The sequence below is a fragment of the Streptomyces sp. NPDC086519 genome (assembly GCF_040686075.1).
Taxonomy (GTDB): domain Bacteria; phylum Actinomycetota; class Actinomycetes; order Streptomycetales; family Streptomycetaceae; genus Streptomyces; species Streptomyces shenzhenensis.
The window spans coordinates 35,081-49,169 of record NZ_JBFBJL010000003.1; the positions used below are offsets into that span (position 1 = coordinate 35,081).

Sequence of the window (14,089 nt, forward strand, 5' to 3'; positions counted from 1 at the left end):
CTGCTCGCGCCCGGCACCTAGGCCAGGCCTGATGGTCGCCGGCTTCGGCCTCGGCGAAGCCCGTCTGCCCGTGCCGCCCGGCATCACCCTGCCGGAGTACGACGACTGCTGCGTCGCGGCCGGCCTCACCCTCGTCGACCGCTTCGCCACCTGGGACGCTGCTCCTTGCGCCGGCGGCGGCTGCGCCGTCGGCGTCCTGAGCCTCTGTGCTTGGTCCGTGAGGCCCGATATCCTGGGCAGGATGGGGGCGGGCAACGCAAGTCGGTGACCTGGGGGCGGCAAGTGGCAGCGGTGATGTCGGTGTCCGTGAGGGGCGCGTTACTCGGATTGGACGATCCGGAGCAGATACGGGGCGAACTCGAGGCGGCGACCGGTCTGGAATGGCGCCGCGAGGAGGTCGACCAGGGGTGGGTACTGACCGGCGGCATCGTCGAGATCCTGCTGGTGGCTGCTGTCTCCAAGCTCACCGAAGAGTCCCTCGGCGCGGCCCTGGAGGCGACCAAGCGGGCCGTCGAGCGGTGGCGGGCCGGCCGGTTGGATCCGCCGCAGGCCGAGGTCGAGGTAAGGCCCCTGCCGCCATCATCCACTGACGCTTCGGCAGACGCTCAGGACGAGGGCCTGCCTGGGGGATCCGAAGGGATGAACGGCTGAGATGGCTTCACGCGCACTGGTGATCGCACCTGGGGAGTACCAGCCGGGATCGAACGTCCCCGGCTGGCCCACAATCGCCGCGAGCGGACGTATGTACAGAGAGGTTCTCGCAGGCGACAAGCTCTGGGGCGCGGACAGCTGCCGGGTGCTCGGCCCGGACGAGGCAGGGACGATCGACGGGGTGATGCGCGCACTGGAGGAGACCGCCGCCGAGACCCGCCCTTCGGACACCCTGCTCGTCGTCTACGTCGGCCACGGAGCCCGCTGGGGCGACATCCCCGCCGGAGACCAGGTGCACTTCTCGGTGGGCACGTCCCAGGACCGGGCTCCGTGGACGTGGTTGAACAGCTGGTACGTGTACCGCGCCATGCGCAAGGCCGCGGCTGGGCTGAAGGTACTCATCGCCGACTGCTGCCACTCACACGGGCTGCGCGACCTGGGCCCGGCCGACGAGGAGCCGAAGCTGCCGGGTGTGATGGGCGGCCAGTTCGAGGGCACCTGCGTCCTCAGTGCTCTCGGCCAGGATGCCGCGCTCGCCGGTCCGCTCGTCTCCGCCGAGGGGTGTCCCGGTCTCCCGGCACCTTTCGACCAGTGCACCCCGTTCAGCGGACACTTGCTCAACGTCCTTTCGCGAGGCACTCGGGACCGTAAGGACCAGCTCACCTTCGGCTTGCTCCGGGAGGCCATCAAGGCCGAGATGCAGGAGTGCACCGCAGGGCATCCGCAGCCGCGGATGGTGCTCAGGGACGCTCCCGACGGAACTCAGATCTTCACCAACCGGATGGCCGCCGACCGGCGTGTGGATCCGTCGCTCCCCACTGATCAGCACGGCTGGATCGACTGGTTGAGGGGGGACCCGGACGCGCGGATCCCGTACCTGCTGAAGGACGAGTGCACCACCGCCGACATCGTCTTCGCCCTGTGCGGCAGAGGGGATGACGACAGCCTGAAGCTGGCGGAGCACATCGATATACGGGCGAACGAGGCCTACCGTTCTCCGGATACCTTCGCCAGGTACTTCAGCCGGATGGAGCGTCGGGCAGCTTGAGCGTCACGCATGAGTAGGGCTCGAACCGGAGCCGAGGGCTGGCCGGACGACGATCCGACGTGGAGCGTCCGATACTCCTGGGTGACCCGGAGTAGCACCGAAGAAGTCGCGGCGCGCGTGCAGGCCCTTCGGAAGGGCAACGAGAGCAACGGCGAGCCGCCTCGGCCCGCCGTCGCGATCCGGGTACTGCACGCCTTCGCAATCCAGCGGTCGACCGAACAACTCATTGAAGCAGCAGCCAAGTTCCACTTCTACGACGCGGTGAACGTACTGGCGACGGCGGCACTGTGGCGAAGCATCGGCGATGCGGCGGACCTGGCGTGCCGTCAGTCGGAGATCGACGGCGTCGCCTCTCCGGGCGCGACCGGGGAGCGGGAGCGGCAGCAGCCGGAACCCGAGATTGCCGAGTACCGGCCCTCCGCGCTGAGCAAGGGCATCGTGCACGACGTGGCTCGTCAGCGTACGGCGCTGGATGTGGCCCGGTTCGTCCGGGAACTGCGCGACCGGGGCAAGCAGGATCTTGTCCACGCCACGCTGAACACGTTCAGCGAGAAGCGGCCCCTGCTCGACACGGCACTGCTGTATCTCGGGCTGAGGGACGCAGGGTGCGCAGAGGCGGCGGAGGGCCTGCTGGGACGGGCGGTGCAGAGGATCAACACCTCCGGTGCGCGGCAGTCCGACACGACGACGCCCGCCGGGCTCAACGACCTGGTCGCGGCCCTGCGCATGCTCAGCCCGGTCGAGCCGGTACTGGAGAACTGGATCGACAGGCGGCTGGGCGACACGGATCTGGTGGGGCCCACCAGGGATGCCGTCGCCAAGCTGATCTCGGGCTCGGAACACAGCCCGGACTCCCTCATCGAGCATGTCGGCAAGCGGTTGCGGTACCACAACGTGGCCGCGGTCTGCCGGGAGTTGGCCGAGAGCGACCCGGAGCGTTGCGAGGCGGTCCTGAATCAGGCTGCGGCACGCGAGGAGCTGCATGATCTCGCCGAGATCATCAGCCGCTGGCAGAAGTTCGAGACCGTGGCGAGGACCAGGGGCGACCTGTATGCCAAAGTCGTGGCCCGTGGCGTGGCATGCGCCGCCGGACCGCGCTCCCCAGCCGAAATCGACACTCTCGTGAAAGAGTTGAAACTCATCGACGCCGACCCGGAGTGCTGGCGTCTGCTGCGGATAGCCGCGGCGGAGCACATCGGCGGCCGAGGCGGTGGCGAGCTGGTGCGACTACAGGCAAGGATCGAGCGTGCCCGGGACGTGTACCGGGTCGCGCGGACCGTCGCCCGCCGGCTCACCGCCGGACTGCTGAGCAGGAGTGTCGACCCCGGGGTGTTCGCCGACTACGTCACGGCGCAGCAGGGGCAGGGCAATCGCGGCAGGATCGCTGCGGACCTGGCCTGCAAGGAGTTGTCGGATCCCTCCGACCCCGAGCTGGCCGGGGTGCCGATGGGGGGTGTCATCGCCGACACGGCCGTCCGCCTCTACGGCAACGGGACGGATCGGGCCTGGGGCGAGGAGAAGGCCTGGGACCTGCTGGAACGCTGTCTGGAGAACGAGCAGCGGATCACCCCCGCGGACGTGGTGGCGATCACCGAGCAGTTGCGTGCCAGCGGGATGGACGGGCGGCGCCGGCTTCTGCTCTACCGCGGAACGGTCGGCCGGTGGGCGGACGCGGTGCGCTGCCAGGAAGCAGTGGGACTGTTGGAGAGCAAGGGCTTCGAGGAAGAGGCCGAGCAGGTCGTGGAGTCCGTGCGGTAGCCCTTTGTGCGCAGCTACGGCTGCGGCTCCCGGGAACGCCCCTGCTCCCGTTCGCGGAGCTGGGAGGTCGGTGGCGGCAGCAGCGGCTCCACCTCCCCGATATGGCGCTTCGAGGCCCACACCATGCCGCAGAACGCCGCCAGAGCCATGGCCGCCACACCCCCGCCCCACAGATAGAACGCGAGACGGTGTGGGGTTGCGGGCTCGGGGTTGCCGAACAGGGTGCAGACCAGCAGCAGCGCCAACATGCCGAGAAGGCAGGCCGCAGCTTGGGCGGCCGGGTCGGAGCCCAGCCGGCGGAAGCGCGTCACATGCTCCCGGGCGTCGTAGAACCGTCCCAGCGTGGGGAACTGCCTGGCCAGGACCGGGAATCCGAGCAGCAGCACGCAGCCGACGGCGAGCACTGCCATCCCGTGCCACAGGACTGTCCACCCGGCTCCGTACAGGATCAACGTAATGAGGACGAAGCTGACCCAGGCAGCGTGCCGGCGGGCCTGGTTGCGGCTCCGGGAGACCGGCGGCAGTTTGTCGCGCAAGGAGACCAGGGCTACGCCGGGAACGGCGTACACGACGAGGGTCAGCACCCCGTCGGCGGCGACCAGGGTGTGCCATCGCCCGCCCATCGCGAGCAGCGCGACCACTCCGACGGCGAAGTCCACCGCCAGCACCAGCCAGTAGACGTCCCTGCCGCGCAGGGTGGTCGTGCGCATGGTCTGAAGGCCGCGGTGGGTGAGATGGGCGCGGCCGAGCGCGGCGACCTCGCGGGTCAGGGCATGGGTGAAGACCAGCCCGGCGCCCATGGGGGAGAGTACCGAGTTGATCCGCAGACACCACCCGAGCCAGGCCACCGAGGAGGCGAAGGCGAACTGGGTGTAGGGGGAGTCCGGGTGGCCCGGATCCCACTGCCCCTGGCGAGAGCTGAAGACGATCTGGAGGAGGGTGTAGAGCACGGTTGTCCCGACGATGGTGCCGTAGACCGCCCAACGCAACCGGGCGGACTCGGTCAGCCGGCCCTGGGTCTTGACGTTTCCGGCGAAGTCCAGGGGGCCCTGGAACCCGACGTAGGCGTAGATCACCCCGCTGTCCACCACGGCGGCCAGGACCGCACCGTACCCTCCGGCGCCACTGGTCCCGTCCCGCGCCCCGCCCCCGTGGTGGTGATCGAATCCGGATGCGATGAACAGGGCGATGGTGAGCAGCGGGACGGCAACCTTCAGCACGGTCAGCCAGGAGTTGCCGATGCGCACCAGCCGCGGGACGAGCAGATTGGTCGCCGAGATCACCGCCATCAACGTCAGCGAGCAGACCCAGCCCCAGGGGGTCAGGGTGGTCCCGGCCCCTATCAGGGGCGTGGGCAGTGTGGACGAGAGCCCCTTGGTCATCGCCACGGACTCGCTGGCCGCGTTTATCGCGTAGAAGATCCACAGCCCCGCCGCGGCCACGATCGCCACGAGCGGCCCACTGCTTTGCAGCGGAAGGAAGATGAGCCCTCCGGTTTTCGGTGCAGCCGTGCCCAACTCCACCATGACACCGGCCACGACCAGCATCACCAGTCCGCCGATCAGCCAGGCCCACGGGGCGTAGTTACCGGCCTTGTGGTCGGCGTCGACCGCGCCCAGCAGCCAGCCGGAGCCGATCGTCCCCCCGGCGGCAAGTCCGAAGAGCTGGAACAGGGAGAGCCGACGCGGTTCGTCGGATAGTAGGTGCTCCTTCGGCCGGCCGCCGGTGAGCTGCACCTGCAAGGCCATCCTGCTGTCCCCCGAGTAGCGTTCACTGATGGTTGGCACCTGGTGTGACGACAGGTTACAGCTCGCAGTTGCCTTTGTGTGACGCTTCATCAGCGCGCTGTTGCGGATGCGGCATTCGACGAAGTCCCGTGGTCCAGTCGGACGTCGGCGACATGGTGTCGCCTGCGTCGCCCGGCACGCGTGACCTCGATCCGCAGCTCCTGTCGCCAGATCTCGCGCGGAAGGACGGTGAACGCCGGCACGTCAGCCTGCGCGGCATCGTGATGCTCGGCGACGTCGGGGAGCTTCGCCTCCAGGGCGTCGAGCACGTGCCTCATCCGGGCCCGGACGCCGTCGGCGGCGGGTTGTTCGAAGGCGGTCCGCACCAGCGTGGCCACCAATGGCCGGGCCGCTGCCGAACGCGCTCGCCCGGCGCTGTTCCCCACCCACGTCCCCGACGGCCGCCGCGCTTTGCCCTTCACCCGGTTCCACGCCGGCTCCCGCAGCTGGACCGCCGAGCTCGACCTCGGCGGTCACTACGTCACCCACCGGGCCCGGCATACGCCGGCCGCCCGCCGCCGCAAGACCGGAGCCGCCCTTGATCGCATCCACCAGGCCGTCGCCCGGTGCCGACGCGAGGAAGCCCAGGTCGGCGTTGTCGCCCTCGCCCGCCGCGCGGACGTCCCGCGCACCTTCACGGTCGAGGTCGTGGCAGTACGTCGCGCGTCCGGTCAGGCAGCACGCCCTGCGGATGTGAGTCAGTGCCGTTCCGGATCGAACTCCAGCACCTGCGTGAGCCGGATGTTGTTGCCCGACGGGTCCCGGAACGATGTGTCGATCCCGTACGGCTGCAACGTGGGCGGGTCGTTGAACGCGACACCACGGGCGGACAGCTCGTCGTACGCGGCCTTGCAGTCGTCGGTCTCCAGGAACAGCGTGCCGCCCGCGCCCTTGGCCACCAGATCCGACAGCTGGGCACTGCTCGCCGCGTCCAGCATCGGCTGCCCCGGTACCGGCATCAGCACCAGCGCCGGACCGTCCCCGCCGGGCGGGGCGACGCACAGCCACCGGAAGCTCCATGCCTCCATCGTCACGTCCGCCCGGACCTCCCAGCCGAGCTTCCGCGTGTAGAAGTCAAGCGCTTGGTCCTGGTCGTGCACCCAGAACTGCGCATTGGCGATCTTGATCGTTGTCATGGCCGCTCCCTGGTCCGTTGCCTGCATCCGACGCTAAGCAATCCGGCGACCCTGTGTCTTCTCGAAACGTGCGGTTCCGCGGCCGTCCATAGGCCATCGCCACACAGCGGGGAATGCGCACATGCCGTGCGGCGGGAGGGTGCGCGTCCCGGTACACCTGCGGGGTCATCCCGTACATCCTGCGGAAACTCGTCGTGAACGAACCGATGCTCCGCACACCGACGGCGACGCCGATCGCGGCCACCGTCCAGTCAGTGGCAAGCAGCAGCGCGGCGGCCCGCTCCAGTCGTCGGGTCAGCAGGTACTGGTGCGGTGACTCCCCGAACGCGGCCTTGAAGCAGCGGCTGAAGTGGGCCGGGGACAACGCGGCGGCCGCGGCCATGTCGGACACCGTGAGCGCCTCGGAGTAGCGGGCGTCCGCGAGGTCCCTGGCGCGGAGCACATGACGAGCGAGCGGAGCAGTGGCCACGGACCCCATTGTGCAGTCACCGGGACCCGCCGCCCCTCTCACCGTCCTCATGGCCACGATGATCGCGACCGTCAGCGTCCCCATGGCCCATGACGTGACGTTCGGGGTGAAGCGTCGCATGACCGTCGACAACCGGTCTCGTCCCACGTCACGAGCATGCATTCTGTGAATCGGCGCAGTTCAGAGCCGGTACACGAGCTCCTGCGGTCGGCAGGATCGAGCGCAGGCGCGGCGTCGGCGCAGGCGTCATCAGCCAGGTACTTTTCTGCCTGACGTGGTTGACGGGCCGGCGGGCCGGGTGCGAGCACCTGGTCCGTGACCGGCTCGGGGTGACGGCCGCGTCCCGGGTCCTGGGGAGCGGTCCGCGTCTGGTCCGTGTCGCCGGTGGCGCCACCCGCTACGACGTAGCGGTCCGGCCGAGTGGGCGGTACTCGGTGGCGCCTCGGGCGGCTCCGTATCCCTCGATCGGGGTGGCATCGCCAAATACCCTTTGCCTAGGATGAGTTGACTGTCGGGCCAGTCCGGTTGGCGCGGCTGGGAGCTGGGGGAATCATGCAACCTGGAAAGCGACTGTCCACGTCGATCGATGCCACGGTGCCGACGGCCGCGCGCATGTACGACCACTACCTGGGCGGCAAGGACAACTACGCGGCCGACCGGGCAGCCTGTGAGGAACTGGACAAGGTCGTGCCCAGCACCCGCGCTCTGGCGCTGAACAACCGGCGCTTCTTGCAGCGGGTGGTCAGGACGCTGGCGTCCGAGTACGGCATCCGGCAGTTCCTCGACCACGGATCCGGGCTGCCCACCCAGGACAACGTGCACCAGGTGGCGCAGCAGGTCGACCCGTCTTCCCGGGTGGTGTACGTCGACAACGACCCGATGGTCCTGGTGCACGGCCGCGCCCTGCTGGAGCAGAACGAGCGCACCGCGGTCATCCACGCCGACATGCGGGACACCGACGCGATCTTCTCCCACCCCGACACGAAGCGCCTGATCGACTTCTCGCAGCCGGTGGCCGTGCTGTTCAACTCGGTGTTCCACTGCATCCCGGACAGTGAGAGCGACGGGCCGCTCGCCGTGGTCCGCCGGGTGGCCCAGCCGCTCGTGCCCGGCAGCTTCATGGTGATGTGCCAGCTGGTCAGCGAGGACGCCGAGGTACGGGACTTCGTCACCGACTTCATGGACCAGGCGACCCAGGGGCACTGGGGCCGGGTACGCCAGGAGAACGACGTCGCGGAGTGGTTCGAGGGCATGGACGTCCTCGAACCGGGGCTGGTGGAGGTGTCCACCTGGCGACCGGATTCCGAAGTGGTGCCCCGTCAGCTCACCCAGGAGTGGATCGAGTTCGGCGGCGTCGGACGCATCCGGTAGAAAAACGGCGCGACTCCGCGTGAGGATCGCCGGGCCGCTGTCGTCGGACCTGACGCGGAGTCACAGGGCCGGGTAGCGCTGTTCCAGCGTGTCGCGCAGCAGGGCCAGGGACTCGCGAGGGTTGAGGGCCTCGTCGGCCAGCCGGTCCAGGGCCACCCGGTATTCCTCCGTCTCGTCGCGGTCCTCCAGGAAATTCGCGCTCTTGATGTGCTCCAGGTAGACGATGTCGGGCAGGTCGAGTCCGCCGAAGCGCAGGTAGGTGACGGGGATGGCCGGCGCGGAGGCGTTCGTCAGGTCCAGCGGCACGATCTGCACGGTCACATGGGGCAGCCCGGCCATCTCGACGAGGTACTCCAGCTGTTCGCGCATCACCTCACGGCTGCCCAGGACGCGCAGCAGGACCGACTCGTCTATGATCGCCCACAGTTGAGGGGCGTCCGCGCGATGCAGCAGCTCCCGTCGGCGCATGCGCAGCTCCACACGGCGCTGCACCTCGCCGGCCGGCGCCGTCGGCAGCCCGCGCTCCACCACCGCCCGGGTGTAGGACGCCGTCTGCAGCAGCCCCGGCACGTACTGGATTTCGAAGGTTCGGATGGCGGCGGCCGCCTCCTGCAGTCCCACCAGCCGGTCGAACCACTCGGGCATCAGCCGCTTGTCGTAGCGCTGCCACCATCCCGGCTCACCGGCCCGCTGTAGCAGCTTGAGCAGGACCGACGCCTCGTAGTCGTCGGCCTTGTACAGCTCGAGCAGCGCACGGACATCGCTTTCCGTGGGAGGCTTGCGACCCTTGCCCGCCTCGATGCGCGACAGTTTCGCCGGGCTGAACCCCAGGGCGCGCGCCGCCTGTTCCTGTGCGAAGCCGGCGTCCTCGCGGATGCCCGTCAGTTGCACGCCCACCAGCATCTTCAGCAGAGTGGGGGCGGGCTCGGTCCGGCTCAGATAGGGTTCGAGGCGGGAGGCGCGGGGTGACTCGGCGGACATCCTGACTCCCTGTCGACCGGCAGAAGACACAGGCCATTATCGCATCCCGCCGGCCCCTGCCGGATGTGTCGGCCGAAGTGGAGATGCCCGCCTCCGCTTCACACCAGGTGGTCGAACTCCCCCTCCTTCGCGCCGGCCAGGAAGGCGGCCAGTTCCGCCGGTGTGTAGACAAGGGCGGGCCCGTCGGGGTCACGGGAGTTGCGGATGGCGATTCCCCCGTCGCCCAGGGGGGCCACCTCGACGCAGTTGCCCTCGGCATTGCTGTGCCGGCTTTTGATCCAGCAGGCCGCCAATGAACTCGCCTGGACTCCGTTTGGCACTGATGGCACCGCACTCTCCTTGCTGACGTTCTGCCGCGCGTGTACGCGACCGCCCGCTCGGGCCGGGCGGCACCGCAGCCCCACACTCCTGCGTTCGGCCATCCTTCGCGCAATTTCCCGTGAAATTGCACAACGACGCTGACGGAGTGGATAATAGCCGTGGCGTCAACCACGGTGTCGACGCCCTGTCCTGACGTCGCATCAGGGAGACCCCGTGTCATTACCTGTGCACCAAGCGCCTCGCATTCCCGGCAGGTCTGCGCCACGGGCAGGTTGGACCGCTGGGACCGGTCCCTTCGCCGACGCGGCGCTCCCCGGCTCCCTGAGTCACGAGGTCCGCCGGGAGCCTGAACCGCTGCGCGGTGCACCCAGCTCCGCCGCCGTGCGCATCACCGGCAGCAGGCAGGGCTTCGCGCAGGCGCGGACCTTCACCCACCGCACCCTGTGCCACTGGTCGCTCGACCACTTGAGCGACGACGCCGTCGCCGTCGTCACCGAACTGGCCGCCAACGCGGTGACGCACGCCGTACCCCAGGCCCCGGACGGCGAGGCCGATGTGTGGCTGGCGCTCTGTCTCGAAGCCGGCCGTCTGATGTGCGCCGTCACCGACCCGAGCGACCGCCCGCCCGTATGCCGCCGTGCCACCGACTCCTTGGAGGAGAACGGCCGCGGCCTGTGCATCGTCGAGGCCGTGTCCGAGGAGTGGGGGTGGGTGCGGCACTCCCCGGCGGGCAAGACCGTCTGGGCCCTGCTGCCGGCCTCCCCCCGGCCCTGACGCGACTGTCGTGAGAAGTCCCGGCATGATGCGCGACGCTTCTATGGAACCGACAAGCCCCCAGCATCCGACGCCTGTATCAGGAGCGGAAATGGCAACGCCACTCAGGAACGTGGGGCAGGTGCCCTGGCATGAGATCAAGGACTCCCGCGGCCCTGCCACAGCCATCCCGTTGCTGCTCAACAGCATCGCCTGGGGTGACGCGGCTACGGCACGGACCGCGATCGGTGAATTGCGCGAGCGCATCTGCCAGTACGGCTTCGTCGTGGAACAGGCAACCGCCGCCACGGTCCCGTTCCTGTGGGAACTCGCCCGGCTCCCTCACGTCACCTGCCGCGTGGAGATCGTCCAGCTGCTGAAGAACATCGCCGACGCCCGGCAGTGGGAGAAGACGGCCGCGGCCTACCCGAAACTGCTGCACCGTCGCGACAACTACGTGGGGTGGGAACGCGAAGCCCGCCAAGCCGTGCGCGCCAACCGCGGCACCATCCAGCGACTGCTCATCGAACCGGACACCGAACTCGTCCGGGCCACCGCAGAACTCGCCTCCGCACTGAGCGACTGAGTACGCCCGGCAGCGACTCTGGGAAGCTCGCATGCTCATCGCCGCAGCTCATGCGGCGTACTGGTACTCGTTGACGGCTCCGCCGAGGTGCGCGTGCGGAGGAGTTCTGGGCCGTTCGGCTCGTGGACGACGGAGCGTTGCCCGGTGGCGTCCAGCGATCGTACGGCCGGTGCCCGTTGCAGTGCTGCCGGAATTCCGCGAGGACGTACTGAGCGCGAGTCTCGATGATCGATCATGCCGGGCCGCTGATCGACCACCTGACCCGAGGCCGGCAGCGGTGAAGCAGGCCTGGACCGCTACGGATTCGAACCTAGCACCCGCGCTGACCTGCGCTGCCTTCTGACACCGCCGGAGCTCCTCCCCGTCGACGGGGCCCGCCGGGCCGGTCGACGCCGGGTGATGAACCAGGGGACGACTTTGTGCAGACCCCTAGGCGTACCGACTAGTCGGTACTAGCCTCTGGCCACGCTCTCGGAGCCGGGCCGCACCGCGCCCCCGTCGCACCGACGCAACCCCCCGGTTTCCAGGTATCCCCAGGAGGAGCCGTATGTCCGCCACTCCGACGACGTTCGACGCCGACAGACCCGCGCCCGATGTGCCCGCCGCGGGCGCCCGCGGCCTGCTGGCCCGGCTGTACCGCCGAGACCTGGCGGACTACCCGCCCACCGGTCGCCGTATGGCGTATCTCGCGATCGTGGTCGTCACCACCGTCGTCCTGTACTACATGCTGTACATCCAGTACGCGGTGGCGACGTCGATCATCACGCACTTCGACATGACGTACCGCTACTTCGTCTGGGTCTCGGTGATCGGCAACGCGATCGGGGCCTTCGCCTCGCTCGTGGCCGGTCTGGCGGACCGCTGGGGCCGGGCGAATCTGGTGGTCTACGGGCTGTTGATCGCCGCCCTGCTGGTCTTCTTCGGGCTGCCGAACGCGGCGAACAAGACCACCTATCTGGTGCTCTTCGCGCTCGTCAGCTTCATTGAGGGCATCGTGCTGGTGGCCACCCCCGCGCTGATCAGGGACTTCTCCCCGCAGCTGGGCCGGGCCACCGCGATGGGGTACTGGACGATGGGCCCGGTCATCGGTTCTCTGGTGGTCACCACCGTCACCAGCAACACCCTCGACAGCGCCACCTGGCAGGACGAACTGCGCTATTCGGGGCTCGCCGGGTTCGTCGTCTTCGCCGCCGCGATCTTCGCGCTGCGCGAGCTGTCCCCGGCGCTGCGCGACCAGATCATGGTGTCGCTGCGGGACCGGGCGCTGGTCGAGGCGCGCGCCAAGGGGCTGGACACCGAGGCGGTGCGCCGCGGCGAGTGGCGGCAGATGATGCGCCTGGACGTGCTGGGGTCGGCCTTCGCCATCGCCGTGTTCCTGCTGCTGTACTACGCGGCCGTCGGCAACTTCGTCGTCTACTTCGCGACCACTTTCGGCTACAGCGAGCAGCGCACCAACGCGCTGGCCAACTGGTACTGGGGGGCGAACGCCATCGCCCTGGTCCTGGTCGGCCTGTTCTCGGACCGGCTGAAGGTGCGCAAGCCCTTCATGATCGTCGGCGGGGTCGGCTCCGTCGTGACGACCGCGATCTTCGCCACCCGCGCCACCCACCTGACGACCGACTACTACACCTTCGCCTGGCTGTTCATCGGCATCGGAGTCTTCAGCGGCATCGCCTACGCGCCCTGGATGGCGAGCTTCACCGAGACCGTGGAGAGGCACAACCCCGCGGCGACCGCGGCGGGCCTGGCAGTGTGGGGCTGGACGGTGCGCATCGTGGTCGCCGTCTCCGCGGCCTTCATCCCGGTGCTGGTCACCTCCGTGACCCCGCTGGTGGAGCACGGCGCCGAGGTCAAGGTCGCCTCGGCGCAGGCGGCGCCCGCACTGGCCATCGTCAACGCGCACCCGGAGCTCTTCGCCGAGCTGAACAAGTACACCCCTGCCACCGTGCCACCCGCGCTGGGCGCCCGCGCCGTCCGGGAGGTCGGCGCGGAGAACCTCGGCGTCGTGCAGAAGGCGGCGCCGCAGCTGAAGCTGCTGCGGGAGTACGGCGCCAAGGTCCAGAAGGCGTCGAAGGACGGGCCCGGCGAGTGGCGCACCTGGTGGTGGATCTGCGTCGGCGGCCAGGTGCTCTTCCTGCCCTTCGTCTTCGTGATGGCAGGTCGCTGGAGCCCGAAGAAGGCGCGTGAGGACGCCGAGGCGCACCAGCTCGCAGTCGACCGCGAACTGGCCGCCCTCGCCGCCGCCGAGGAGTGACCGGACGTGGAGCCGGCGGGCCGTGAACGGACCGGCCGGCTCCACGGACGTATGTATCGGGTCCTGTCGCGGTTCATCGAGTACGTGACGGACGCGACTCGCCGGATGTGCGGCAGTCGGTGCAGCAGTGCTGCCGGGAACGCCCGGTCGCTCGGGATGAACCGCACTTGCTCCTCGCCGGGTCGGCGGTCCAGCACGGTGATCCGGTGGCGCAGGGCGAGGATCTCAGCGTCCTTGTCCAGGCCGTTCGTCGGCAGCAAGATTCCCCGGTGCTCGATCCCAGTCCCTTCCGTCTTGGTGCCCGAGCGTGGACACCCTGCCTGGCCTGGCCGGATGCGGGGGCACGCGGTCGACCTATAGTTCTCGACATGAGTCGTTGGCAGGAGTTGACCGGGGGGATGTCCGGGCAGGGCTACGCCGCGCGGTTCGCGGCTCTGGCCCGTAGCGGGAAGGACGTGCACGGTGAGGCGCGGTTCTGCGCAGCGCTTGTGCCTGCCGGAGCGCAGGTGCTGGACGCCGGGTGCGGGACCGGGCGGGTCATGATCCGGCTTGCGGAACTCGGGTATGAGTGTGTCGGGGTGGATCTTGATGCGTCGATGCTCGCAGTGGCGCAGGAGCAGGCGCCGGGCCTGCCGTGGTTCCAGGTCGATCTGGCCGAGTTCGAGCCGGCCCCGCTCGGCCTCGCGGCGGACTTCGATCTCGTGGTCGCTGCGGGCAACGTTTTCCCGCTGCTCGCTGCCGGCACTGAGGCCACGGTGGTCAAGCGCCTGGCCGCGGCCCTGCGCCCGGGCGGTCTGATGGTCGCGGGCTTCGGCCTGGACGAGGCCCACCTGCCGGTGCCGCCCGGCATCACCCTGCCGGAGTATGACGAGTGCTGCGCCGCGGCCGGCCTCACCCTGGTGGACCGCTTCGCCACCTGGGACGCGGCCCCTTACGACGGCGGCGGCTATGCCGTCAGCGTCCACCGCCGGTGA

14 protein-coding genes and 1 pseudogene are annotated in these 14,089 nt (G+C 69.3%); 9 read left to right on the forward strand and 6 right to left on the reverse strand.

Annotated elements, in window-relative coordinates:
• Positions 1-19 precede the first annotated feature (19 nt).
• The 4 genes and pseudogenes from AB0P24_RS04530 to AB0P24_RS04545 form a co-directional block, all read left to right on the forward strand.
• Positions 20-268, forward strand: a pseudogene (locus AB0P24_RS04530) (hypothetical protein); the annotation flags it as partial.
• A 59-nt stretch (positions 269-327) separates the two neighbouring features.
• A complete protein-coding gene (locus tag AB0P24_RS04535) occupies positions 328-651 on the forward strand; it encodes a hypothetical protein (RefSeq protein WP_365790712.1) in 324 nt (107 codons plus the stop codon).
• A 91-nt stretch (positions 652-742) separates the two neighbouring features.
• The gene (locus AB0P24_RS04540; protein WP_365790713.1) at positions 743-1,699 is read left to right on the forward strand and encodes a hypothetical protein; all 957 of its coding nucleotides are present in this window, start codon (positions 743-745) and stop codon (positions 1,697-1,699) included.
• A gap of 117 nt (positions 1,700-1,816) precedes the next feature.
• Positions 1,817-3,457, forward strand: a complete 1,641-nt coding sequence (locus tag AB0P24_RS04545; protein ID WP_365790714.1) for a hypothetical protein — start codon at positions 1,817-1,819, stop codon at positions 3,455-3,457.
• 14 nt (positions 3,458-3,471) lie between these two features.
• Here AB0P24_RS04545 and AB0P24_RS04550 read toward each other — a convergent pair whose 3' ends face one another.
• From AB0P24_RS04550 to AB0P24_RS04565, 4 genes are all read right to left on the reverse strand, one after another.
• Positions 3,472-5,244: an APC family permease gene (locus AB0P24_RS04550; protein ID WP_365790715.1), complete on the reverse strand. Its 1,773-nt coding sequence runs from the start codon at positions 5,242-5,244 to the stop codon at positions 3,472-3,474.
• 50 nt (positions 5,245-5,294) lie between these two features.
• The gene (locus AB0P24_RS04555) at positions 5,295-5,666 is read right to left on the reverse strand and encodes a transposase (protein ID WP_365790716.1); all 372 of its coding nucleotides are present in this window, start codon (positions 5,664-5,666) and stop codon (positions 5,295-5,297) included.
• A 276-nt stretch (positions 5,667-5,942) separates the two neighbouring features.
• Positions 5,943-6,380, reverse strand: a complete 438-nt coding sequence (locus tag AB0P24_RS04560; protein WP_365790717.1) for a VOC family protein — start codon at positions 6,378-6,380, stop codon at positions 5,943-5,945.
• The gene (locus AB0P24_RS04565; RefSeq protein ID WP_365790718.1) at positions 6,319-7,011 is read right to left on the reverse strand and encodes an AraC family transcriptional regulator; all 693 of its coding nucleotides are present in this window, start codon (positions 7,009-7,011) and stop codon (positions 6,319-6,321) included. The genes AB0P24_RS04560 and AB0P24_RS04565 overlap by 62 nt, the downstream gene beginning before the upstream one ends.
• 390 nt (positions 7,012-7,401) lie before the next feature.
• On the opposite strand from AB0P24_RS04565, the gene AB0P24_RS04570 reads away from it, so the two are divergent.
• A complete protein-coding gene (locus tag AB0P24_RS04570; RefSeq protein WP_365790719.1) occupies positions 7,402-8,220 on the forward strand; it encodes an SAM-dependent methyltransferase in 819 nt (272 codons plus the stop codon).
• A 60-nt stretch (positions 8,221-8,280) separates the two neighbouring features.
• Here the strand turns inward: AB0P24_RS04570 and AB0P24_RS04575 are convergent, their stop codons facing one another.
• Both AB0P24_RS04575 and AB0P24_RS04580 read right to left on the reverse strand, forming a co-directional pair.
• Complete coding sequence (locus AB0P24_RS04575) at positions 8,281-9,201, reverse strand: helix-turn-helix transcriptional regulator (protein ID WP_365790720.1); 921 nt, start codon at positions 9,199-9,201, stop codon at positions 8,281-8,283.
• A 98-nt stretch (positions 9,202-9,299) separates the two neighbouring features.
• The gene (locus tag AB0P24_RS04580; RefSeq protein WP_365790721.1) at positions 9,300-9,530 is read right to left on the reverse strand and encodes a DUF397 domain-containing protein; all 231 of its coding nucleotides are present in this window, start codon (positions 9,528-9,530) and stop codon (positions 9,300-9,302) included.
• Between the two features lie 373 nt (positions 9,531-9,903).
• Between AB0P24_RS04580 and AB0P24_RS04585 the strand changes: the two genes are divergently transcribed.
• From AB0P24_RS04585 to AB0P24_RS04600, 4 genes are all read left to right on the forward strand, one after another.
• Entirely contained in the window at positions 9,904-10,296 is a 393-nt protein-coding gene (locus tag AB0P24_RS04585) for an ATP-binding protein (RefSeq protein ID WP_365790722.1), read from the forward strand.
• Positions 10,297-10,324: 28 nt separating this feature from the next.
• The gene (locus AB0P24_RS04590) at positions 10,325-10,861 is read left to right on the forward strand and encodes a hypothetical protein (RefSeq protein WP_365790940.1); all 537 of its coding nucleotides are present in this window, start codon (positions 10,325-10,327) and stop codon (positions 10,859-10,861) included.
• Between the two features lie 547 nt (positions 10,862-11,408).
• Positions 11,409-13,115 (forward strand): MFS transporter, encoded by a 1,707-nt coding sequence (locus tag AB0P24_RS04595; RefSeq protein ID WP_365790723.1) that lies wholly within the window; start codon positions 11,409-11,411, stop codon positions 13,113-13,115.
• 368 nt (positions 13,116-13,483) lie between these two features.
• Positions 13,484-14,089, forward strand: a complete 606-nt coding sequence (locus AB0P24_RS04600; RefSeq protein ID WP_365790724.1) for a class I SAM-dependent methyltransferase — start codon at positions 13,484-13,486, stop codon at positions 14,087-14,089.

Coding starts and splice junctions, on each gene's coding strand:
- AB0P24_RS04540 (WP_365790713.1), top strand. CDS start 743: ATGTACAGAGAGGTTCTCGCAGGCGACAAGCTCTGGGGCGCGGACAGC.
- AB0P24_RS04560 (WP_365790717.1), bottom strand. CDS start 6,380: ATGACAACGATCAAGATCGCCAATGCGCAGTTCTGGGTGCACGACCAG.
- AB0P24_RS04565 (WP_365790718.1), bottom strand. CDS start 7,011: ATGCATGCTCGTGACGTGGGACGAGACCGGTTGTCGACGGTCATGCGA.
- AB0P24_RS04570 (WP_365790719.1), top strand. CDS start 7,402: ATGCAACCTGGAAAGCGACTGTCCACGTCGATCGATGCCACGGTGCCG.
- AB0P24_RS04575 (WP_365790720.1), bottom strand. CDS start 9,201: ATGTCCGCCGAGTCACCCCGCGCCTCCCGCCTCGAACCCTATCTGAGC.
- AB0P24_RS04590 (WP_365790940.1), top strand. CDS start 10,325: ATGCGCGACGCTTCTATGGAACCGACAAGCCCCCAGCATCCGACGCCT.
- AB0P24_RS04595 (WP_365790723.1), top strand. CDS start 11,409: ATGTCCGCCACTCCGACGACGTTCGACGCCGACAGACCCGCGCCCGAT.
- AB0P24_RS04600 (WP_365790724.1), top strand. CDS start 13,484: ATGAGTCGTTGGCAGGAGTTGACCGGGGGGATGTCCGGGCAGGGCTAC.